Annotated in this window: 17 protein-coding genes and 1 pseudogene; 10 read left to right on the forward strand and 8 right to left on the reverse strand. The window is 67.3% G+C overall.

Translation table 11 applies throughout. The features are described from left to right. Positions 1-35 precede the first annotated feature (35 nt). The 3 genes from ACFWU5_RS28095 to ACFWU5_RS28105 are packed head-to-tail and all read right to left on the reverse strand — an operon-like array spanning position 36 to position 2671. The gene (locus ACFWU5_RS28095; RefSeq protein ID WP_379269870.1) at positions 36-1031 is read right to left on the reverse strand and encodes a hypothetical protein; all 996 of its coding nucleotides are present in this window, start codon (positions 1029-1031) and stop codon (positions 36-38) included. A 9-nt stretch (positions 1032-1040) separates the two neighbouring features. Then, positions 1041-2324 carry a hypothetical protein gene (locus ACFWU5_RS28100; protein WP_379269871.1) on the reverse strand — a complete coding sequence of 428 codons (1284 nt, stop codon included), beginning with the start codon at positions 2322-2324 and terminating at the stop codon, positions 1041-1043. Next, entirely contained in the window at positions 2324-2671 is a 348-nt protein-coding gene (locus tag ACFWU5_RS28105; protein ID WP_379269872.1) for a hypothetical protein, read from the reverse strand. Before ACFWU5_RS28105 ends, ACFWU5_RS28100 begins: the two co-directional genes overlap by 1 nt. Positions 2672-2852: 181 nt before the next feature. Between ACFWU5_RS28105 and ACFWU5_RS28110 the strand changes: the two genes are divergently transcribed. Together ACFWU5_RS28110 and ACFWU5_RS28115 are read left to right on the forward strand one after the other, a co-directional pair. Next, positions 2853-3536: a GAP family protein gene (locus ACFWU5_RS28110; protein WP_379269873.1), complete on the forward strand. Its 684-nt coding sequence runs from the start codon at positions 2853-2855 to the stop codon at positions 3534-3536. A gap of 123 nt (positions 3537-3659) precedes the next feature. After that, positions 3660-4379, forward strand: coding sequence for a polyprenol monophosphomannose synthase (locus ACFWU5_RS28115; protein ID WP_379241260.1), 720 nt, complete (start codon positions 3660-3662; stop codon positions 4377-4379). 56 nt (positions 4380-4435) lie between these two features. Here ACFWU5_RS28115 and ACFWU5_RS28120 read toward each other — a convergent pair whose 3' ends face one another. The 3 genes from ACFWU5_RS28120 to ACFWU5_RS28130 all read right to left on the reverse strand — a co-directional run bounded on the left by ACFWU5_RS28120 (position 4436) and on the right by ACFWU5_RS28130 (position 8783). After that, positions 4436-4870 (reverse strand): DUF6069 family protein, encoded by a 435-nt coding sequence (locus tag ACFWU5_RS28120; protein WP_379269874.1) that lies wholly within the window; start codon positions 4868-4870, stop codon positions 4436-4438. An 83-nt stretch (positions 4871-4953) separates the two neighbouring features. Continuing rightward, a complete protein-coding gene (locus ACFWU5_RS28125; protein WP_379269875.1) occupies positions 4954-6366 on the reverse strand; it encodes an HAD-IB family hydrolase in 1413 nt (470 codons plus the stop codon). After that, a complete protein-coding gene (locus ACFWU5_RS28130) occupies positions 6366-8783 on the reverse strand; it encodes a glycerol-3-phosphate 1-O-acyltransferase (protein WP_379269880.1) in 2418 nt (805 codons plus the stop codon). Before ACFWU5_RS28130 ends, ACFWU5_RS28125 begins: the two co-directional genes overlap by 1 nt. 95 nt (positions 8784-8878) lie before the next feature. Between ACFWU5_RS28130 and ACFWU5_RS28135 the strand changes: the two genes are divergently transcribed. Both ACFWU5_RS28135 and ACFWU5_RS28140 read left to right on the forward strand, forming a co-directional pair. Next, positions 8879-9655, forward strand: a complete 777-nt coding sequence (locus tag ACFWU5_RS28135; protein WP_379241263.1) for a DUF2127 domain-containing protein — start codon at positions 8879-8881, stop codon at positions 9653-9655. An 85-nt stretch (positions 9656-9740) separates the two neighbouring features. Continuing rightward, positions 9741-11030 (forward strand): salicylate synthase, encoded by a 1290-nt coding sequence (locus ACFWU5_RS28140; protein WP_379269881.1) that lies wholly within the window; start codon positions 9741-9743, stop codon positions 11028-11030. Between the two features lie 46 nt (positions 11031-11076). On the opposite strand, the gene ACFWU5_RS28145 is transcribed toward ACFWU5_RS28140, so the two are convergent. Beyond that, the gene (locus ACFWU5_RS28145) at positions 11077-12696 is read right to left on the reverse strand and encodes a (2,3-dihydroxybenzoyl)adenylate synthase (RefSeq protein WP_379269876.1); all 1620 of its coding nucleotides are present in this window, start codon (positions 12694-12696) and stop codon (positions 11077-11079) included. 119 nt (positions 12697-12815) lie between these two features. Here ACFWU5_RS28145 and ACFWU5_RS28150 point away from each other — a divergent pair. The 5 genes and pseudogenes from ACFWU5_RS28150 to ACFWU5_RS28170 form a co-directional block, all read left to right on the forward strand. Next, positions 12816-13028, forward strand: a pseudogene (locus ACFWU5_RS28150) (phosphopantetheine-binding protein); the annotation flags it as partial. A gap of 237 nt (positions 13029-13265) precedes the next feature. Beyond that, positions 13266-17048 carry an AMP-binding protein gene (locus tag ACFWU5_RS28155; RefSeq protein WP_379269882.1) on the forward strand — a complete coding sequence of 1261 codons (3783 nt, stop codon included), beginning with the start codon at positions 13266-13268 and terminating at the stop codon, positions 17046-17048. A gap of 57 nt (positions 17049-17105) precedes the next feature. Next, complete coding sequence (locus ACFWU5_RS28160) at positions 17106-17969, forward strand: oxidoreductase (RefSeq protein WP_379269877.1); 864 nt, start codon at positions 17106-17108, stop codon at positions 17967-17969. A 79-nt stretch (positions 17970-18048) separates the two neighbouring features. Continuing rightward, positions 18049-18519, forward strand: a complete 471-nt coding sequence (locus tag ACFWU5_RS28165) for a carboxymuconolactone decarboxylase family protein (protein ID WP_379241266.1) — start codon at positions 18049-18051, stop codon at positions 18517-18519. Between the two features lie 316 nt (positions 18520-18835). Then, on the forward strand, positions 18836-19924 hold the full coding sequence (locus ACFWU5_RS28170; protein ID WP_379269878.1) for a 3-deoxy-7-phosphoheptulonate synthase: 1089 nt from the start codon (positions 18836-18838) through the stop codon (positions 19922-19924). A 75-nt stretch (positions 19925-19999) separates the two neighbouring features. Here ACFWU5_RS28170 and ACFWU5_RS28175 read toward each other — a convergent pair whose 3' ends face one another. After that, positions 20000-20617 (reverse strand): LysE family translocator, encoded by a 618-nt coding sequence (locus ACFWU5_RS28175; protein WP_379241268.1) that lies wholly within the window; start codon positions 20615-20617, stop codon positions 20000-20002. A 156-nt stretch (positions 20618-20773) separates the two neighbouring features. Between ACFWU5_RS28175 and ACFWU5_RS28180 the strand changes: the two genes are divergently transcribed. Beyond that, the coding region (locus tag ACFWU5_RS28180; RefSeq protein WP_379269879.1) for a helicase-related protein at positions 20774-22719 on the forward strand (1946 nt) is incomplete at its 3' end.

The raw sequence follows: 22719 nt of genomic DNA on the forward strand, positions 1-22719 counted from the left end.
CCCCCACACCACATCCGGTGTGGGGGACTTGCGCGTCATAGGCGGTGGTTGATGCTGGTGATGCGGTGTCGGCCGGGGGACACCTCGGTGGTGCGCATGACCTGCTCGACCTTCTCCACGGTGGCGTCGCCGGGCCATTTCTGATGGATGGTCACGTTCCACAGCGACGGATCGTCGGCCTTGGTGATGTGGATGCAGTACTTCACGCCCAGTGGCAGGGTGCCGATGCCGGCGGCCAGGGCGGACGCGTTGCCCACGTGGGCGTCATCGGTGACGAACGAGCGGGCCTTGTTTGCGTCGCGGTCGACGTAGTAGCTGTATTCGAAGCCCAGGATGGCGCCTTCGGGGCTGGCGGTGTCGCCGCGTTCGGCGCTGATCGTGATCGAGGGGGTGCGGAAGGACTCGCAGCCCGACAGGGCATGGGCGGGCAGTGGCGGCGTCGAAGTTGTTGTGCGCGTGTTGGATACGGCCGCTTGCACCTGCGGTTTGTCGCTGGGGCCGAGGAAGATCGTCGCGGCCAGGCCCAACACGACCACGAAGATCCCGGCGCCGACGATGCCCTTGATGGCGGCAGCGGCTTTGGTGCGGTTGCCGCTGTCGTCGTAGCGTTCGTCGTCGTAGTTCTTCCGGGGGCGGCGTGCGATCTGGCCGCCGCCGCCGAAGTCCTTGAGGCGGGGTAGGACTGGCATTTCCACGCGGTCGCCGCTTTGTTCGGTGGCCGTGGTGGTGGCCCAGTCGTTCCAGTCGACATCGTCGGTGCGCTGGGGTGGGTCGTCGTCGCCGGTCCAGTCGTTCCAGTCGCCGGTGAAACCGTCGTCGTCGTCCGGGTGTCGGTACACCGGTTCGACAGGGGCGGGTTGGGGGGTCTCGTCGAAGGGTTCCGGGTCCGGTGGAGGCCAGGTTTCGGGGTTGGTGCCGATGGTTTGGGGTTCGGCTTCGCGCCGTCGTCGGCGGCGTCGTTTGCCCTGGGGGCGGCGGCCGGGCGGGGTGGGGTCCGGCGACGAGAAGTAGGCACCGAACGGGTTGTCCATGCGAGGTTCCTACGCCGGCGCCGGGACGACTCCCGGTTGGCCGTGTTTGGGTGCGGCGGAAGGTCTTTCGGTTTCCTGGTCCTGTTGCGGGCGGGCCGGGGGGACCACGCCGCCTTGCATCGGTGGCTGGGACGGGGCCGGGGTGTTCTGTTGTTGTGGCTGTGCGGGTTTCGGGGTCTCCTCCGACTGGAACGGGGCGACCGGTGCTGGGGTTTCCGGCTTCGGTACTACGCCGCCCGTGCCGCCGCCTGGGTAGGTGCCTCCGGGATTCGCGCCACCGGAATTCGTGCCTCCGGGGTTTGTGCCGCCCAAGCCGCCGAACAGCGTATTGCCGTTGGTGCCACCACCATTGGTCGACGGTGCGGTGGGGTTGGTGCTCGCGGGTGCTGTCGCGGTGCCCTCGGTTCCGGCGGCATTCGCGGCGAGCGTGTCGATTCCGGTGGTCGCCAATTCCGCGCCCTTGTCGATCCCGTGCATCGCCACTTCGGCGATCTTGTCGATCAGATGCGTTCCGAACGTCACCCCGGCATCGATAGCCGCCGTTCCCAACGACACTCCGCCATCGATCAAAGCCTCCTGCAAGGCGATCTGCGCGGCGGTGGCCGGATCGAGGTTATCGGTGTCGTCATCCCACGACGAGGTGTCCGAGCCACCCTTACCGAGCACGTAGACCCCCGGCGCCACCTCCGTCGCACCTTCGGGCACAGTCACCCCGTTGGTCCCACCCAGATCACTGGTGAGCCCCCTGGTATCTCGCGTGTACTGATCCATCTCGGTGCTGGCATTGCCGACCACCCCCACGGCTTCCGAAATGGCCTGCTCGGCCAGCGCGACAATCGCATCCAGGTTGTTCTCGTTCACCGCGGGCGCGGCAGCTTTCGCCTTCTTCCTGAAGTCCGCGATGATCGCCTCGACCTTGGTCGCCGCAGTCGCCTGCGTCGAATGTGCTTGTTCCAACAGCGAACTCAGCTTCGCCCCACGATCAGCCGCAGCCGAAACCTCGGTCGCGGTTCGTCTGATCGCCGGCGTCGCGGGTGCGGCGGTCTCGGTCGACTCCAGCGCATACAACCCGAGCCGATGCGGGTCTTCGGTCGCGTTCGTCGCGGTCGAAGCGGAAGTCAGTGCGGCAACTACCGCAGCGTCGGGATCAACGGAAGTGTTGCTGCCCAACGACTTACGCAACTCCAGCAACGGCACTTCCAACAACGCGATCACGGGCGCGATCTTCGCCTCGGCCTCCGCTGTCGAAATAGTGCTCACCGTGGTCTCGGTAACCAGCGACTTGGAACGCATCACGCCACCTCGCTTTCGGCCGCACGCAGATCCCGCGCCACCCCGGCATCGATCCCGATCACGCTGTCCCCGAACCGATTCAAAATGTCTTGATACGCGGCAACCAGATTCCCGGCGGTACTCAGGGTCGAAGCATGCGCACCCGCGGCCTGCGCCCAGGCGGCGGCAAACTCCCGCCCGAGCACCCCCAGCCCGGAAAGATCCACGCCCGCAGCGGTAGTGGTGTCCTCGGCGGCACTGCCGAGAAGTTCGGAAACCCGAGCCGCCGCACGCTGATAAGCGTCGAGCGCTGCCGGGTCGAAGGACATTTCTGCCACGATGTCTGCCCCTTCACGATCGCGGATCACCAGCTGGGCCGGCCCTAAAATCGTAACCACCCAGCGCAGTTTGCGGGGCGGTCCCGCCCAGATGGATGCATCGATCTCGAGCCCTCGCAGGTCACGGGCCTTTCATCGCGAACCTTCGTGGTGCTGGTGTGACTGACGAGTCGGCGGCAGCAGCTGACCAGCGAGTAGGGTCGCCCACGTTATGTCTGCCGCACTGCTCGCCATGCTCGGCCTGGCCCTGATCGACGCGCTCGATGTGCTGCTGGTCGCGATCACCACGGCCGTGGTCGCCGATGCGAGGCTGCGACGACGCTCGCCGATCACCGGTGTCCTCAGTTTCCTCGCCGGGGTATTCGCGGTGTCCGTCGCGTTCGGCGTGTGCACGGTGCTGGGCATCGACTTCCTGGTCCGACTACTGGATTTCGACCTGACTCCGACCGTGCGTTATCGGGGCGAGCTGCTGCTCGGTTCGGTGCTGATCGCGGTCGCCGCGCTGCCCGTCGGCAGCACTTCTGTGCCGGGCCGGCGATGGGTCGAGCCGGTGCGAAAATATCCCGGCCTGATGGCAGTGATCGGATTCACTCTCGGCCTCGCGAAGGTGCCGACCTCGGTGCCGTTCCTCGCGGCACTGGCGCTGCTGTCCGCGCAACGTCCGCTGCCGGTGGTGTGGCCGCTGATCGTGGCGGGCTACTGCGCGGTGGCCTTGCTATTACCGCTGGTTGTGCTGGCCTTGGCGACGCGAACAACGCCGCGTGCGCGACGGGTGTATCGGGTGCTGGTGCGGGGGATCACCCGCTTCGGACCGCCGGTGGTCCGTGTCCTTTTCGTCGTCTTCGGCATCGGATTGGTCATCGATGCGGTAGTCCACAGCGGCCACCTGTGGTGAGTTCCCGGTGCGGCCACTCAGGAATGTGTCAGGGGGATCTAGTACCGTGATAACGAATTGATGACATGCTCCGCCCCGGATCCTGGGTTGCGGGGCTTTCCAGGTGAGCAGGGAGGGCGACCCTTGAGGGTTACCGTTGTTGTGCCGACCTACAACGAGCGGGAAAATCTGCCGGTGGCGGTCGAGCGGCTGACGGCGCTACAGGTGCCCGATCTGCACGTGCTGGTGGTGGACGACAATTCACCCGACGGCACGGGTGATGTCGCCGACAAGTTGGCCGCTGAGCTGCCCAATGTGGTGAGCGTGCTGCATCGCACCGAGAAGGACGGCCTCGGCCGGGCCTACATCGCGGGCATCACTGCCGCGCTCGACGAGGGCGCCGACGTGGTCATCCAGATGGATGCCGACCTGTCGCACCCCGCCGAGGTCATTCCGGCGATGCTGGAGAAGCTGTCCGCGCCCGAGGTCGGCGTGGTGCTCGGTTCGCGTTACGTGCCCGGTGGCGAGGTCGCCGCGGAGTGGAAGTGGTACCGCAAGGCGCTGTCGGCGTGGGCGAATTTCTACGTGAACCTGATCCTGCGCCTGCGCGTGAAAGACGCGACCGCCGGTTTCAAGGCGTGGAAGGCCGCTACCCTGCGCGATATCGACGTGGCGTCGATCCGCAGCAACGGTTACTCGTTCCAGGTGGAGATGAACTACCGCGCGATCAAGAAGGGTCACACGATCGCGGAGGTGCCGATCCGTTTCGAGGAGCGCACCATCGGCGCGTCGAAGATGAGCCTGAAGATCCAGCTCGAGTCGGCGATGATGCCGTGGAAGCTGCTGTTCGGCCGTTCGGTGTAATTTTTGACGCGAGAAGGCCCCGCCGATTGATTTCGGCGGGGCCTTCTTGCTGTGGGTCACTTGGTGGTGATGCCGCGCCGCACACCTTCCAGCGCGATCACCATGACCGGCACCAGCGCCACGTGCATCAGCGACAGGGCGATGGTGGAGGCGGTGTCGAAGTCGGCGGCGATGGTGAGTGCGATGGTCCCCAGCGACAGCAGCGAGCCGACTACGGCGGCGGTGCGCAGCACGCCGGTCCACAGGTAGGAGATCAGCACGGCCACGGTCAGACCGATCAGGACCGGCACGGTGGACATCAGGATCACGCCGCCGGGGGCGACAGAGCTGACAACGCCCTTATCGGTCATCTCGAACGAACCGCCTGCGGCGGCGCCGATCGCCCAGATGATCAGGTTCACGACAACGGCGACGGCAGCGGCGCCGAGCACGGCCACGGGCCGGTTCAGTGCGGGGACGGTGTAGGTGGTGGGTGCGGTGGTGGTGGTCATGATGTTCTCCCTCATTCGGTGATGAGAACAATCATGAAACCCAAACTAATGTTGAGGTCAAGCACTGTGCTCAGGGAATATTTTCAGAGTTGCGTAGGCCAGTCCAACAGCGTGTTCTCGAACAGCTGCCGCACTCCTTCGACCTGGGCATCCATGTCGGCCGGGTCCCATTCCGACACGTCGATCGGCGGCAGAATCGCCACATCGACGATCCCCGAACGCGCGATAGGTGAGTCCCGCCAAGCGATTTCGCCCGAGTTGCGCAGCACCACCGGGATCACCGGCACCCCCGCCTGGATGGCGATGTGAAAGGCGCCCTTCTTGAACGGCCCGACGCCAGGGGTGAACGAGCGCGTCCCCTCCGGCGAGACCGCAATCGACAGTCCGCCGCGCAGCGTCGAGACAACCGGGGCCAGTGAGGCTTTCGCCGCCTCGGTATTGGAACGGTCGATGAAGGTGACGCCGACGAACCGCATCAGCGGTCCGAACAGCGGGTGATTGGCCAGTTCCTTCTTGCCGATGCCGGTCACCGCGCCGTCGAGCACCTTGGGCACGATGATCACGTCGAACTGGCTCTGGTGATTGAACAGGAACACCGCGGGCCTTGGCGCACGGGCGTTTTCGGCACCGATCACCCGTAGTTGGACGTCGATGGCGGCCAGGGTGGCGGTGGTGGCATCGTGCATGAGCGCGTCGGCCATCGACTGCCGCTTACGCGTGTAGGACTTGCGCAGCACGCCGACCAGCGCGCCACCGATGAGTCCGGCGAATCCGGCCAGGGTGCGCAGGTAGTCCAGCAGGCTCGGCGCTTGCCTGAGGCGGAAAGTCAGTGTGGGCCAGTCGTTCTCGTCGGCGATCTCGGCCAGACCGGGATCGGGGTCGATCACGGTCGGGTGTTCGGCGAGGGCGAGCAGGGACAGGTCGGTCACGCTGTCCGCGTAGACGTAACCGATTTCCAGCCCGTCAGCGAATTCGACTACAGCCGCGGCCTTTCCGGCACGCCACAGTGGCGTCCCGTCCGGGTGGCCGGTCAGCACTCCATCCTGGGTGGCGAGTCGCGTGCACAGCACGTTCTCGATGCCCAGCCGCTCCGCAACGGGCTGAACCTGGAACCGCGTGAGCTCACTGACCAATATCACTGTGTGCCCGGCCAATTGGTGCGCACGCACGAGCTGCCAAGCTTCGGGGAACAGGCGACCGTAGATCTCCTTGCCGAAAGCCTTGCGCCCCAACTGCTCCATCGCGGACTCCGAAGCGCCCGCCCACGCCCGCTCGACGGCTTGCAGGAACCGCCCGTAGTCGCCATCACTGCCACCCCGCTGGATGCCGCCCAGCAGTGTGGCCATCCGTTCACCGCTGCGTCGGAAAACCTTGTCCACCAAGCCTCGTCGCGGCAGACCGTCGACCACCGTGCCACCGAAATCGAACACGGCGGCGACCTGCGCACCTTGCGGTCCCGACCGGATCGCGGCCACGGCTTCGGCGAGAGTGCTCATCAGTTCGAGTTCCTGTTCGATGGATCGAGGGAGGCCGCGCGGGCGATGCGTTCGCCGAGGTCGCGCAACTGATCGGCGAAAGCCTGGCGCTTCTCGATCAATTCGGCCTCGGCACCCTCGGCGGCGGGGGCGATGAGGCCGTGATTGTCGGCCAGTTTCCACGCGCTGGTGAACAGTTCCGACGATACCGACTCCGGGCTGTGCAGGCGTTGCTGCAACAGCATCTGCTTACCCACCGCCACGCATTCGTCGATGAATTCCTTGCGGTCGATGACGGCGTCGGTGGGCTGGGCGACCAGCCGTTCGGCCACCACCAACTGCGCGTCGAAGAACGACCGCAGCACGCGATGGGCCATCACGAACCCGGATTCGGTGACGGCGCCGAGGAATTGGCGATCGAGCCGGTCGTCAGGAGTGTGCTCGTCCCATTCGGGCACGATCAGCCGCACCTCCTCGATGATCTGGTCGGCGAATTCCTGCCGTTCGGGGAAGAAGAATTCGAATTTGAGCAGGTCACGCAGCGCGAACGCCGCTTTCCACGCCGAGCGCAGCGGGTCGTCGCCGGGTTGTTCCACCGCGGTGAGCGCGGCCAGTTCGAGGATGGCGCGGTTGACGAACCAGTGCACGGCGCTGTTGCGGTAGAACGCGGCCTCGAGGTGCGCGCCGGGTTCGATCGCGTACACGGGTTCCAGCCCGCCGCGATACACGGTGACCACGCCGGCCAGGGCGAGCTGTTCGAGCACGACCGCCAGGCTCTGTTCGTCGCGCAGCTTGGACAGTTCACCGGCGGGCAGCCCGCGCTGGGTGATGTAGCCGAGCACCGGGTCAAGGACCGTGCGGACCTGGCCGAGGGTGAGGGCTCGCTCGTGCACGCCCAGCAGCGCCAGGGTGACCAGCGCGTTGACGGTGATCGGCGTGACTTCGTTGATGCCCACGGCCACGTCGAAAGCCAAGCGCTGCACGGCTTTCTGTTCGGCGGCGGACACGGCGTGTTCGTCGGGGACGCTGGTCGTGCCGGTTTCGGTGTCGCGCAGCGGGATGGTCACCGGTCGCGGGTCGAGCGGGTCGCCGTGCACACCCAGCCGTTCGCGTGCCGAAATCGCCTCACCGAAGCGCACATACACGCGTCCGGCCGAATGCTGCTGCAGTCGAACATATCTCGCGAGCCAGCCGATCCCTTCCGGCTTCTTCTTGCCACCTGCCTGCTCGCTGGCAATCGCGCCCAGCTCATTGAGTCGCTCATAGGTGATCGACACCGGCACCAGCATCACATCATCGACGCGACGCGAACGGACCGCCGCGGCAAGGTAATTGAGCAGCCCATACCGCGGGGGCCGCAACTTGCCGGTCCGGGTTCGCCCACCTTCGAAGTACCACTCCATGTTGAAGCGTTTGGCCAGCAGATAGGCGAAGTACTCCTCGACGACCGCCTTGTACACCTCGTCGTCACCGAAGCTGCGCCGAATGAATACCGTGCCGGTGCGGCGCGCGATCGGCCCCATCGGCCAGAAGTTCAGGTTCGCACCGCCGATCACGTGGTTCGGTGGAAAGTCGTTGCGCGCCAACACGTCACCGAGGACGAACGCGTCGACGTAGGAACGGTGCGAAGGCAGGAACACCAGCGGATGTTTGCGGTTGAGCTTGCGCAGCGCGTCCAGTCCGCGCAGATCGGTGTCGACCTTCCACGTCGACGCGTGCACCGGCCGCATCGCCTGCGTGAACAGGTCCGACACCAGCCGACTCTGCGCCGCGACCAGTTCGCGCAACGCCTTCTCCGCGCTGCGGTACACCTGGTCGGGTTCGGAGCCGATCTCGTCGGCGATGTAGTCGAGTTTGCGCTGGAATTCGGGGGAGTCCAGGATCTCCTCGGCCACCAGCTGCGGCACCTTGTAGCGGTCGCCGATCACGGTGCGTTCGGCGCGTTCGAGCGCGACCACCGCCGCACGCACCACCGCGCGCGCGAACGGGTCGGCCGAGCCCGCGCGCAGCAGCGCCGCGGCCTCGGGATGGTTGGTGCGCAGCGCGCTCAGGCGGGCCGGTGCGCCGACGAGCACGCGGTGCCGGTCGGGTTCGGTGCGCAGCAATCGGCGCTGGACCAGCCGGTTGGGCTTGCGCGGGTTGGTGAGCATGGCCATGTCGGCGAAGGTCACTCGGCGCACGCCGTCGCGTTCGGGCGGCAGCCACAGCACCCGCACCGGGACGACCAGGGGGTCGTCCTGCCTGCCCGCCAGGCGCTTGGCGATCGCTTTCGCGTCCAGGTCGAGCTGGGTCACCGGGGCCATCGAATCGATCTCGGCGTTGAGCCCACCCTGTGCGATCCACTCGCCGATCACTTCGCGTTCCACGCCCGACGCCGCGTCGACCAGTGCGACCACCGAGTCCGTGCGCGGGCCGCGTCGCCCACCGTTGTCGATCATTGCTCCATTCAAGCCGCAGTTCAGGTTGCGCGCATCGAACTTCGACCACAGCGCGTTGTCCGGGCGCGTGGCGGCCACCGGCTTAGGCTCGGCGAATGGACTGGGCTCTACGCACCTGCAGCCTGCACGGCCACTACACCTACGCGCCCGACGAGCCGAAGCTGCGCGACCGGTTGCACGTGCGCACCGTGGCCGGGACGGCGTGGCGGTGCCTGCGGTGTGGGACGTTCGTGCCCGGTGAGCCGGTGGGTTCCGGGCCCGCGGACGAGGCGCCCGAGGTTCCGCGCGGGCAGTTGCTGCGCGACCAGTGGATTCTGAAACTGCTGGCGTTGGACCGCGGGTTGCACGGCGTGCTGATGCTGGTCGGCGGCCTGCTGGTGCTGCGGTTCCGGTCCACGCGGGAGAGTCTGCGCGACAGTTTCGGACGCGACCTGCCCCTGTTGAGACCGTTCGCCGAGCAGATCGGCTGGAACCTGGACCACTCGCACCTGGTGCACTGGGCCGACGACCTGTTCTCGCTGTCGGGGACAACGCTGCTGCTGGTGGCGATTTTTCTGTTCTGGTACGCGGGGCTGCACTTCGTGGAGGCGGTCGGGCTGTGGTTGTCGAAGCGGTGGGGTGAGTATCTGTCGGTGATCGCCACCAGCGTGTTCCTGCCGCTGGAGATCTATGAGCTGATCGAGCGGGTCACCGTGCTCAAGGTGTTGATGTTGCTGGTGAACCTGGCGGCGGTGGTCTGGCTGGTGTGGCGCAAGCGGCTGTTCGGGGTGCGCGGCGGGTGGGCGGCGTACCACCGGGAACACAGTGAGGCCAGCTTGCTCAGCGTGGAGCGCGCGGCAGTGGCGAAGGATACTGCGCACGAGGCTGGCTAAATGCGGAGGTAATGCTAACCTAACTGGCGAGTTGGGTCGGGATTATCTTGGAGGATCGTTGTCGTCGACGGAACAGCCCGTGCGGGTGGAATATGTGACCGATCCAGCGGCAGCGATGTCGAGCTTGGCGGCCGCTGACCGATTCGGCGAATATGTGATGTACGAGCAGCCCGGTGAATGGGTGTTCGCGGCCGATCCGCTGGGCAGCGTGGAGTTGGACGCGGGGGAGTTGCGCACCGTATGGGGTGGGCAGACCACTACGCGGGCGTGGACCGGCAGTCCAGCCACTGCCGTCTCCGCTGCGCTTGCCGAGCTGCCGTTGGACGGCCGAAATGCCTTCGGCTGGATCGGGTTCGAGTTCTGCGCGTATTCGCTGTCGGCGACGCGTTATCTCAATCCGCTGACCTCGTTGGTGCACTTGATGATTCCGCGGATCGAGGTGCGCATCGATGCCAGTGGGGTGCGGATCAGTGGTGCTACGCCCAACGAGGCGTGCGATATTCACGATCTGATCGCGGCCTCGCAGGGTGTCGACCTGCCGGTCGCGTCGCCGGTTGATGTGCGCGTGGATCCGACCGGGTACGAGAGTCGGGTTGCGTGCGCTGTCGACGAAATCCGTTCCGGCAGTTACCAGAAGGTGATTCTGTCGCGGAAGGTCTCCTTGCCGTTCGCGGTCGATGTGCCCGCTACCTATCGTCTGGGTCGGGCCAACAACACGCCTGCTCGCTCGTTCCTGCTGCGGCTGGGTGGGTTGGAAGCGGCCGGGTTCAGTCCTGAGTTGGTGGCGTCGGTGGATGACGATCGCATCGTCACCACGGAGCCCTTGGCGGGTACGCGGGCGTTCGGGCTCGGTGCCGAGGCCGATGGTGCCGCCCGCGCGGAACTGCTCGCTGATCCGAAAGAGATTGTGGAGCACGCAATCTCGGTGCAGACATCCTTCGCGGAGATCGCTGAGGTAGCCGTGCCGGGGACGTCCGCTGTCTCCGACTTCATGGCGGTGCGTGAGCGCGGCAGTGTGCAGCACCTGGCCTCGACGGTGCGTGGCACGCTTGCCGCCGACCGCACGGCATGGGACGCGCTCGAGGTGCTGTTCCCGTCGGTGACGGCTTCCGGTATCCCCAAGCGTGCGGGGGTCGACTCGGTGTTCCGTAACGATCACGATCCGCGTGGGCTGTATTCCGGTGCGGTGGTGTGTGTTTCGCCGACTGGTGCCTTGGAGGCGACGTTGGTGTTGCGGGCGATTTATCAGACCGGTGAGGGTGCGTGGTTGCGTGCCGGGGCGGGGATCGTCGGGCAGTCGCGGCCTGAGCGTGAGTTCGAGGAGACCTGCGAAAAGCTGGGCAGCGTAGCGCCTTACGTGGTCAAAGCTTCTTGATAGCGAATGGCGGCCCCTCCCTTCTCGGGATGGGCCGCCGTTCTGCTCAGGCGTGCAGGGCGCGCAAGGCCTTCTTGTCGATCTTTCCCACCGCGGTGATCGGCAGTGAATCGGCTTGCCGCACAACGTCGGGGAGCTTGTAGGTAGCCAGGCCGCGTTCGGTCAGGAAGGCTTTGATCTCGCCCAGTGTCGGCAGATCACCGTTGACAACGAGGACCACACAAGCCTTTTCGCCCAGTGAGGCGTCGGGCAGGCCGACCGCCGCCGCATGTCGGACGGCGGGGTGGGCGAGCAGGTGCTCTTCGAGTTCATCGCAGGAGATGTTCTCCCCGCCCCGGTTGATCACGTCCTTGATCCGGCCGCTGACCACCAGGTGTCCGCTGGGGAGCTGACGGACCAGGTCGCCACTGCGGTAGAACCCGTCAGGGGTGAAGGCGCGCGAATTGTGTTCGGGCGCACGGTAATACCCGCGCAGGGTGTAGGGACCGCGGGTGAGCAGTTCACCCTCCTCGCCCTGGGCGACATCGTTGCCGTCGGCGTCGACCACCCGCAGTTCGTCAGCGGGGGACAGTGGTCGACCCTGTGTGGTGCACACCAGCTCTTTGTCGTCGTCCAGGCGTGTGTAGTTGAGCAGGCCCTCCGCCATGCCGAACACCTGCTGCAAGGTGCACTGCAATGCGGGCTCCACGTCGCGCGCATTGACCTCGGCCAACCTGGCTCCGCCCACCTGCAGCAGTCGCAACGAGCTCAGGTCCGCATCCTCCCAATCCACTGCCGCACTCCACAATTGAGCAAGCGGCGGGACAACAGCGGTGACGCTCACGCGATGCTTCTCGATGGCGGCGAAGGCGGCTTCCGGGCTCGGATCCAAGGCGAACGCGATCGCTCCGCCGGTGGCGACGGTGCCGAGAATGCCGGGGCAGGCCAGCGGGAAGTTGTGTGCCGCAGGCAGAGTCGCGAGGTAGACGTCGTCGGCGGTGAGTTCACACACCTGCGCGCTGGCGGTGGCGTTGTAGACATAGTCGTCGTGCGTGCGCGCGATCAGCTTCGGCAGGCCGGTGGTGCCACCGGAGACCAGCATCAAGGCGATCTCGGCTGGGTCGATCTGCGGCAGCGAATCACCTTCGCGCGCAACCGAATCGAGAGCGATGAACCTTGTCGCAGGATCGCCCGCGACCAAGACGTGCCGCAAGCTCGGCACCGCCTGCTGAACCGTCGTCGCGAGCTCGCGGTAATCGAAGTCGCCCAGTCGATCCGGGATCAGGTAGGCGACCGCCTCCGACAGGGCGGCCAAGTGCTCGATCTCGGCGCGACGATGCGCGGGCAGGGTGAGCACCGGAATGATGCCCGCCCGCAGCACACCGAACAGCACCGTCGCGAACTCGGGAATGTTGGGCAGCTGCACGATCACCCGGTCGCCGGGGTTGATGCCCAGCGCGAGCAGCCCGTGCGCCATCCGATCGGCGGCCGCATCGAGCTCGGCATAGGTCTGCGCGCCGGCGTCGCTGAGGACGGCGGGCCGCTGCGGCTGGTCGCGCGCGGTGTCACGCAGCAGATCCCCGAGCGTGCGCCCGGTCCAGTAGCCGGCCGCGCGGTACTGCTGCGCGGCATCGGATGGAAACGGGACGTACCCCGCGCGATGGCCTGCTACCGATGTCGACGTCACCTTTGTTACCTAACTCTCGCTAACCTGCATAGGTTAGGCAACCCTATCTGAGTGCAGTAGGCTGCCGTCGGGGAGTACCGAATCCGTCCGGTGGGCGGCGAGCAAGGAGTGATCGGCAGATGCACACAGCACCCGCAGGCGGCACGACCATCGACCGCGCCGAAATCCGCGCCGCGATCGCCCGCCACCTCGACATCACCCCCGACACCATCGCCGACACCGACGACCTCATTCAACTAGGCCTGGACTCCATCCGCACGATGAAGCTCGCCGGCGCCTGGCGCAAACGCGGCATCGCCACAAACTTCGCCCTGTTGGCAGCCCACCCCACCGTCGAAGCCTGGCACGCGCTACTCAACGGCGCGGACCCCGAAGAACTCGCGGCGAGCGGCGCTGGTGCCGCGGATCCGTTGGTGGATGGTGCAAATTGCTCTCCTGGCACCGACTCCGGCGAACGTGCGGTCCGCGGCGCTGATGCTGCGGATCCGTTGGCGGACACCGCGAATCGCTCTCCTGGCACCGACTTCGGCGAACGTGCGGTCCGCGGCGCCGGTCCTGCGGATCCGTTGATGGACAGCCCGAATCGCGATCCTGGCACCGTCGAATCCGAAGGCCTGGCGGCACGCAGCGCCGGTGCTCCGTCGGTTGACAGTGCGAGTCGCAATAGCGACGTCCCGGAAGTTGCGCCCGAACAGAATGTGGCGCCGGATGTCGCCGGTTCCACGTCGGTCGCCGAAGGTCTCGAATTCGATTCCCCCGCAGGCGAATTCGCCATCGTGCCCGACGATGGCACCCCCTTCGCGCTGGCACCCATGCAGCACGCGTACTGGATCGGCCGGTCCGAGGCCCAGGAACTCGGTGGCGTCGCGGCGCACCTCTACGTCGAATTCGACGGGGCCGACGTGTTTCCCGAGCGGCTCGAGCGCGCGGTCGAGCAACTGCTGTCGCGCCACCCCATGCTGCGTACCCGGTTCCTGCCCGACGGCACCCAGCAGACGCTCGACCGCCCCGGCCGCGCCGTCTTCAGCGTGACCGACCTGCGCGAGGCCACCACGGCCGAGGTCGATCAACGCCTCGAACAGTTGCGCGACGCCCGCACCCACCAGCGGATGGCGGTGGAAGACGGCCAGGTCATCGACATCGCCCTCACCCGCCTCCCCGACGCCCGCACCCGCCTGCACCTCGACGTCGACATGCTCGCCGCCGACGCCATGAGCTACCGCATCCTCATCACCGACCTGGCCCGCCTCTACCACGGCGAACAACTCCCACCCCAGGACTACACCTTCCGCCAGTACCTCGCCGACCACGCGCCGCACAGCCAGGCGGGCAACGTAGCCTCTCCCTCGCTCGCCGACGAGCGCGCTCGCGACCGCGCCTGGTGGCAGAACCGCCTGGCCGACCTCCCCGGTGCGCCGGAACTCCCTCAGGCACAACAGCTCTCGGACTCCACCCGCACCATCCGCCTGCACCGCTGGCTCTCCCCGGAAGCCAAGGCACAGGTCTTCGACGCCGCCCACGCCCGCGGCATCACCCCGGCGATGGCCCTGGCCTCGGTGTTCGCCGAAACCATCGGCGGCTGGTCGGCCCAGCGTCGCTTCCTGCTGAACCTGCCCCTGTTCCACCGCGAACCCGTGCACCCGCAGGTCGACGGCGTCGTCGGCGACTTCACCTCCTCGGTCCTGCTCGAAGTCGACGTCACCCAGCCCGCCACCGTCGCCGACCGCGCCCGCGCCCTGCAGCAACGCCTGCACGAAGCAGGCGCCCACTCCGCCTACTCCGGCCTGGAAGTCCTGCGCGACCTGGGCCGCCACCGCGGCGAACCGGTCCTGGCCCCCATCGTCTACACCAGCGCCCTCAACCTCGGCGAACTGTTCCCCGACACCGTCACCGACACCTTCGGCACCCCCGTCTGGATCATCTCCCAGGGCCCCCAGGTCCTGCTCGACGCCCAGATCACCGAGGTCCGCGGCGGCCTACTCCTCAACTGGGACATCCGCGAATCCGCCTTCCCCCCGGGCATGGTCGAGGCGATGTTCACCCGCTACATCGAAGCCATCGAACGCCTGGGCGGACAAACCTCCACCTCGCAGGCCGCTGCCCAGACGCAACCCGCAGATGCGTCCAGCACCGCGGCGACTGCCGATGGCGTGCTGAACGCCGGTGCGTCTGAAGTGCAACAATCGGCACCCACCGTCGATGCGGTTCCCGGTGCTGCAACGGGAATTCCCGCCGAGGGCGAGCGCGTGCGCTCAACGGTCGGCGGTGCGGGCTGGCTGGCCGAGGCCGGCGTGCGAATTCCGCTGGAGCAGGCGGCTATTCGAGCTCGCGTCAACGCGACGGCGGGACCGGTCACCGGCGGCTTGCTGCACACCGGGTTCTTCGCCAACGCGGCGACGAATCCGTCTGCGCCTGCGGTGCTTTGGGAGCCCGCCGGACAACTCACCTACGGCGAACTGGCCGCCGATGCACTGGCTGTGGCCGGTGCACTCCGCGAAGCCGGTGTGGCGGAGGGGGATTCGGTAGCCGTCCAACTTCCGAAGGGCCCCGATCAGATCGTCGCGGTCCTCGGCGTACTCGCCGCCGGCGCGGTGTACGTGCCGATCGGGTTCGATCAACCCGCCGCCCGTCGCGCCGAAATCCTGCGCACCGCAGGCGCAGTCGCAGTGCTCACCACCGGCGCCACACGGATTCCCGACACCCGCGTGATCGACCTCGCGCAGGCTCGCACCCACGCAGAACCGTTGGCGCAGCCCCTCTTCGGAGACCCGGAGAACATCGCCTACGTCCTGTTCACCTCCGGCTCCACTGGCAAACCCAAGGGCGTCGAAGTGCCTCACCGCGCCGCCATGAACACCATCGACGACCTCAACGAGCGTTTCGCCCTCGGCCCCGCCGACCGTGCATTCGCCCTGTCGGCCCTCGAATTCGACCTCTCCGTCTACGACATCTTCGGCCTCCTCGCAGCAGGCGGCGCCGTGGTCACCGTCGACGAAACCCAACGCGCAGACCCCACCACCTGGGTGGAACTCATTCGCCGCCACCAGGTTTCACTACTCAACTGCGTCCCGAGCCTGCTCGACATGCTCCTGACAGCCACCCCGACAACCATCCCGGGCGCTCTCGACCCGGCCCAGCGCGCGACCGCTTCGAGCACCCCCAGCTCGTTGCCGCACACCGCCACATCGGGCGCCCCCGACCGGACACAGTGGGCGAGCACCCCCAGCTCGTTGCAGCACACCGCCACATCGGGCACCCCGGAGCGCATCGCGACACCACTCGAGTCCCTGCGCACAGTGATCCTCGGCGGCGACTGGGTCGACACGGCCCTCCCGGCCCGCCTGGCCGCAGCCGCCCCGAACAGCCGTTTCGCAGGCCTGGGCGGCGCCACCGAAACCGCCATCCACTCCACCATCTGCGAGGTCGTGAACGCGCAGGTCCCCGCCGAATGGACCGCCGTCCCCTACGGCACCCCGCTGCGCAACGTGCAGTGCCGCGTGGTCGGCCCGGCGGGCAACGACTGCCCCGACTGGGTCAGCGGGGAGTTGTGGATCGGTGGGGATGGCGTCGCCGCCGGTTACCGCGGCGACCCGGAACGCACCCGCGACCGGTTCGTCACCCACGAGGGCCTGCGCTGGTACCGCACCGGTGACCTGGCCCGATACCTGCCCGACGGCGGCCTGGAGTTCCTCGGCCGCGCTGACCACCAGGTCAAGATCCGGGGCTACCGGGTCGAACTCGGCGAGGTGGAAAGCGCCCTGCGCGCGATCCCGGGCGTGCGGCACGCGGTCGCCGCAGTGGTCGGAAAGGCCGCGCCGAAGCTGGTCGCCCTGGTGGTGCCGACCCCCGACGCCACCCTGCACGTCGACGCCGTTCTCGCCGCGACCGCCGACCTGGTCCCGTCCTACATGGTCCCCACGCGCCTGGAAATTCTCCCCGAACTGCCGCTGACCTCGAACGCCAAACCCGACCGCAAGGCCATCCGCGCCGTCCTCGAAACCAGCGAGGGCGCAGCGGAATTCATCGAACCGCGTACCGACCTGGAACGCGCGCTCGCAGCGGTCATCGGCGAGGTACTGGCCACCGACCGTATCGGCGTCACCGACGACTTCTTCGCTCTCGGAGGCGATTCCGTGCTCGCGACCACCGCCGTCGCCCGCATCCGCGAATGGCTCGACGCCCCCGACACCATTGTCGCCGACCTGTTCACCGCCCGCACCGTCGAAGGTCTCGCGGCCCGAATGTTGAAGCGGGAAGCAGACTCTGGTGAAGCAGGTAGACTGGAACCAGTCGCCACGATGTACCTCGAAGTCGCCGCCATGACCGACGAAGAGGTGCTCGCACAGTCCTGACAGCGACCGCGCCCTCGTCGATTCGCGCAATGGTGCCATTTCACTAGACTTTCGCCGGTGAGTAAGTGGAATACCGCAAACCTGCCCGACCAGACCGGCCGCACCATCATCGTCACCGGTGCCAACAGTGGTCTCGGCGCCGCCACCGCGCGGGCGCTGTCCGAGTCGGGTGCGCGAGTGATTCTGGCCTGCCGCGATACCGCCAAAGCCGAGCGGGTCGCGGCGGCCATGCCCGGCGAGACCGAGGTCCGCGAACTGGACCTGGCGAACCTGAACTCGGTGCGCACCTTCACCGATTCGATCGAACGCGTCGACGTGCTGATCAACAACGCGGGCGTGATGGCGCTGCCCCTGCGCCGCACCGCCGACGGTTTCGAAATGCAGTTCGGCACAAATCATCTCGGCCATTTCGCGCTGACGAACCTGCTGCTGGACCGCATCACCGATCGCGTGGTGACGGTGTCCAGCGTCGCGCACCGCATCGGCAAGATCAACCTCGCCGACCCCAACTGGGAGCAGCGCCGCTACGACCGCTGGCTGGCCTACGCCCAGTCCAAACTGGCCAACCTGATGTTCGCGTACGAGCTGCAGCGTCGGCTGGCCGGTGAGGGTTCGGCGGTGATCTCGGTGGCCGCGCACCCCGGTTACGCCGCGACCGACTTGATGTCGCACACCGAAACGCTGTTCGAAACGGTCATGTCGCTGGGCAATCGCCTGCTCGCCCAGACCGCCGACCAGGGCGCACTGCCCACGTTGTTCGCCGCCACCGCCGACGTGGAGCCGGGCGCGTTCTACGGCCCCGACGGTTTCCTCGGCCTGCACGGGCACCCCGCCGGTTCCGGCAGCGCCCCGACCGCGAAGGACCGCGAGGTCGCCGCCGAACTGTGGGAGTTGTCGGAAAAGCTCTGCGGCCTGATCTGATCAAGGCGATCGGTGTCGATGTCACACCGCGAGTAGCTACTTCGTCATCTCGGTAGAACCCCACGACGAAGGAGCCAAAATGGAAGCGCGATTCAACCTCTACGGCAACGCCATCACCGCCAGCTTCACCAAGCGAATGGTCATGGCGGGCAAGGTGATCGACGATTCACCACTGCCCAAGTCCACCTACGAGCTGGTGAAGATCCGCGCCTCGCAGATCAACGGCTGCAGCTACTGCGTCGACATGCACACCAAGGACGCCGCCCACGCGGGCGAAACCTCGGTGCGGATCAACCTGGTCGCGGCCTGGCGTGAGACGAACGTGTTCACCGAGCCCGAACGCGCCGCCCTGGCCCTCACCGAGGAAGCGACCCGCGTCGCCGACGGCGGCCACGTCAGCGACGACACGTTCGCGCAGGTCCGCAAGCACTACGACGACGACCAGATCGCCGCGCTGATCGCCGCCATCGCCATGATCAACGCCTGGAACCGCCTCAACGCCATCGCCCACACCCCCGCGGGCGATTACGTCCCCGGCCAGTGGGGCTGACACGCCTGCTGGACGAATGATCACCAGGCTGTGAGGGATTTTTCCTCTCGCGCGATGTTTGCGTGATCGCCTGGTGATCATTCGTCCAGGATGTGATGGTCCGCACTTCGGGCAACCATGGCCGGGTGCGCGGCGTTTTACCGGTGGTACAGTCCACGGCATGCAGCGCGCATATTTCTGGTTTAGCTACCCGGCCCTTGGTGGGCCGGTCTGCGACCCTGCGCGCTGACTTCCTCCACCTCGAGCCGGATAACGCCCGGCTCGACGGTAGCGAAATTCCGTGGGTCGGCCTTCAACCGAAAAGGACCCACATCCCATGACCACCGCAGCCGATGTCGACTCGCGGCATTCTGACCTCGACGACCAGCGCACCCTCAGCGTGAGCCCTCTGCGCTCGCCCGCCGAGGTCCGCATGGTCCACCAGATCACCGACGAGCTCGCCGACACCGTGCGTTCGGGCCGCAAAGCCACCGTCGACGTGCTCAACGGCGACGACGACCGCCTCATGGTGATCGTCGGCCCGTGCTCGGTGCACGACCCCGCCGCCGCGCTGGACTACGCCCGCAAGCTGGCCGCCAAGGCCGCCGAACTCGAGTCCGACCTGCACATCGTGATGCGCGTGTACTTCGAGAAGCCGCGCACCACGCTGGGCTGGAAGGGTCTGATCAACGACCCGCACCTGGACGGCTCGTTTGATGTGAACACCGGTCTGGGCATCGGCCGTCAGGTGCTCGTGGACATCACCGCCCTCGGTCTGCCGGTCGCGTGCGAGTTCCTCGACCCGATCACCCCGCAGTACATCGCCGACCTGGTCTCCTACGGCGCGATCGGTGCCCGCACCGCCGCCAGCCAGGTGCACCGGCAGCTGTCGTCGGCGCTGTCCATGCCGGTCGGTATCAAGAACGGCACCGACGGTGACGTGCAGGTCGCGGTCGACGGTGTGCGCGCCGCCGCCGCCAGCCACGTGTTCCCCGGCACCGACCTCGACGGCCGCTCCGCGCTGATCCGCACCACGGGCAACCCCGACTGCCATGTGATCCTGCGCGGCGGCAGCAACGGCACCAACTTCGACGCCGCCTCCTGCGCGGAAGCCAAACTGCGACTGGAGAAGTCGTCGCTGGCGCAGCGTCTGGTCATCGACGCAAGCCACGGCAACAGCAACAAGGACCACAACAAGCAGGTCGACGTCGTCACCGATATCGCCGACCGGATCGCCGCCGGTGAGCAGGGCGTTGTCGGCCTGATGCTGGAGTCGTTCCTGGTCGCAGGCCGCCAAGACCTGACGCTGGGTCGCGCCGCCGACCTGACCTACGGCCAGTCCATCACCGACGCGTGCATCGACTGGAACACCACCGCCGCCCAGCTCGACCGCTTGGCGCAGGCCGTGGCGACACGTCGCGGGTAGTTCGGCATTGTGCTGAGTGCGGGCCTCGGATTCCGGGGCCCGCACTGCTGTCCGCAGTTACCTGCCTGCGATGTCCTACTGGTTCTGCACCGCGAGACGTCCCGCGAGCGCGACGAACGAAACACCGAACACCCGCCGCATCCACCGAACCACCACCGGACGCGACAGCACATAGGTCCGCATCGCGGCCGCGACCGCCCCATACCCCGCGAACACCACGAACGTGGCCAGCATGAACAGCCCGCTGAGTTCGAGCATGCGCCCCAACGCATTCGGTGTGTCGGTGGGCACGAACTGGGGCAGGAACGCGAAGAAGAAGATCGTCAACTTCGGGTTCAAGATATTCAGCAGCACCGCGGAGGTGACGACCTGCCGCGCCGACGGTGCCGCCGCGGTGGACTCCTCCGGAATAGCCAGAGCGCCCTTGTCCCGCAACGTATTCCACGCCATATACAGCAGATACGCGACCCCGAGATACTTCAAAGTCTGGAACGCGACCGCACTGGTGTTCAACAGCGCCGCCAACCCCGTGATCGCCGCGATCATGTGCGGAATGATCCCCAACGTGCACCCGAACGCCGCGATCACACTCGCCCTGGTCCCGCGAGAAAGCCCCGCCGCCAACGTGAACAGCACCCCGGTCCCCGGCGTAGCGACAATAACAAGCGTGGTCAACGCGAACTCGATGCTCACTCCCGCAGCGTAACCCTCGCACCCCCTACTGGACGAGCGATCACCACGCTCTCAGGTAAGGATTTCGGACTTCTGAACGCCACCAGAGCGTGGTGATCAACTGTCCAACGCGAGCCGGAGGCGGGTGTGGGCGCGAGGGGCGGCAGACTGGTGGGGATGAAGCTGCCTGAACTGCCCGACCTGCCGGTGCGGCCCGCGCTGGACGAGATCGTCGGCACGTTGGCCCGACACGGCGTTGCGGTGCTGGTCGCGCCGCCGGGAACAGGGAAGACGACGCTGGTGCCGTTGGCTTTGGCGGCGGGGTCGTCGGGGCGGATCGTGGTGGCGGAGCCACGCCGGTTGGCCGCGCGAGCGGCGGCGGCGCGGATGGCGGCGCTGCTGGGGGAACGGGTCGGGGAGACCGTGGGGTACGCGGTGCGCGGCGACCGGAAGGTGGGGCCGCGCACCAGAATCGAGGTGGTGACCTCGGGGTTGTTGGTGCGGAGGTTGCAGAGCGACCCGGAGTTGGCCGGGGTCGGCACGGTGGTGCTCGACGAATGCCACGAACGACACCTGGACGCCGACCTGCTCCTGGCTCTGCTGCTCGACGCAAGGTCCGGACTACGGCCGGACCTACGCGTGCTGGCCACCTCGGCGACCGTGGCCGCGGACCGCTTGGCGCAACTGCTTGGCACCGGGATGTCCGATGGAAGTTCGGCTGCGGGGGAGTCCGGTGGGAGGTTGGTGCCGGCGTCTGTTGTGAAGGCGCGGTCGACGCGGGCGGTGGAGTCCGGTGGGGGTACGGCGGTGGATTCCGACGGGAGTTCGCGGGTCGCAGGGGTGGACGCTGGCGGTTCTGTGCCGGTTGCGGGGGTGCCCGGTGGTGGCTCTGTACCGGTTGCGGGGGTGCCCGGTGGTGGCTCTGTACCGGTTGCGGGGGTGCCCGGTGGTGACTCCGTACCGGTTGCGGGGCAGTCCGGTGGTGACGCTGTACCAGTTGGAGGGGAGTCTGGTGGGGGTTCGGTGTTGGTGGTGGGGGCGTCTGGTTCGCGGGCTCCGGTGCTGGAGGTGCGTGGGCGGACGTATCCGGTTGAGGTCGATTACGTGCCTGCGCTTGCTCGTGAGCGGATCGAAGCGCAGGTCGCCCGGGCTACTCGCCGGGCGCTCGCCACTATCGACGGGGATGTGCTCGTCTTCCTGCCTGGCGTCGGCGAGATCAACCGCACCGCAGCGCTTTTGCGTGACCTCGACGACGTCGACGTGGTCATGCTGCATGGCAGGCTCGCCGGCGCAGCCCAGGACCTCGCGCTGCGTCCGGGAGCGCGGCGACGGGTCGTATTGTCCACTGCCGTAGCCGAATCCAGCCTCACCGTCCCCGGCGTACGCGCGGTCGTGGACTCCGGCCAGTCGCGTGTGTCCCGAGTCGACCACCGCCGTGGCCTGTCCGGCCTTGCGACAGTGCGTGTTTCGGCCGCGGTGGCCGAACAGCGCACGGGTCGCGCCGGTCGAGAAGCCCCTGGCCATGCCTGGCGCTGCTGGCCCGAATACGAACACCAAACCCTGCCCGCCTACCCAGAACCCGAGATCCGCACCGCCGAATTGACCCGCCTCGCACTGGAATTGGCCTGCTGGGGCACCCCCGATGGCACCGCCCTCGCGTGGTGGGACGCCCCACCCGAAGGTGGCCTCGCCGCAGCCCGCCAAGTCCTGCGAGCCCTCGGCGCCCTGGACGACGCCGACCACGTCACCCCTCGAGGCAAGGCTATGGCCACCCTCGGCCTGCACCCCCGCCTCGCCCGCGCCCTCCTCGACGGAGCCGCCGCAGTCGGCGCGAAGGCGGCCGCCGAAATGGTCGTCCTGATGGACGACGACTCCCTCGCCCCCGGCATAGACGCAGCAGCCGCCCTCCGAACCCTGCGCACCGACCGCCCCCCGCGCTGGACCCGCGAGGTACAACGACTCACTCGCCTCGTCGCGACCACATCACCCGACGACAAGCCCGCTCCACCCGACGACAAGCCCACTCCGCCCGACGACAAGCCCACTCCGCCCGACGACAAGCCCACTCCGCCCGACGACAAGCCCACTCCGCCCGACGACAAGCCCACTCCGCCCGACGACAA

The sequence above is a fragment of the Nocardia sp. NPDC058640 genome (assembly GCF_042716995.1).
In the GTDB taxonomy this organism is placed as follows: domain Bacteria; phylum Actinomycetota; class Actinomycetes; order Mycobacteriales; family Mycobacteriaceae; genus Nocardia.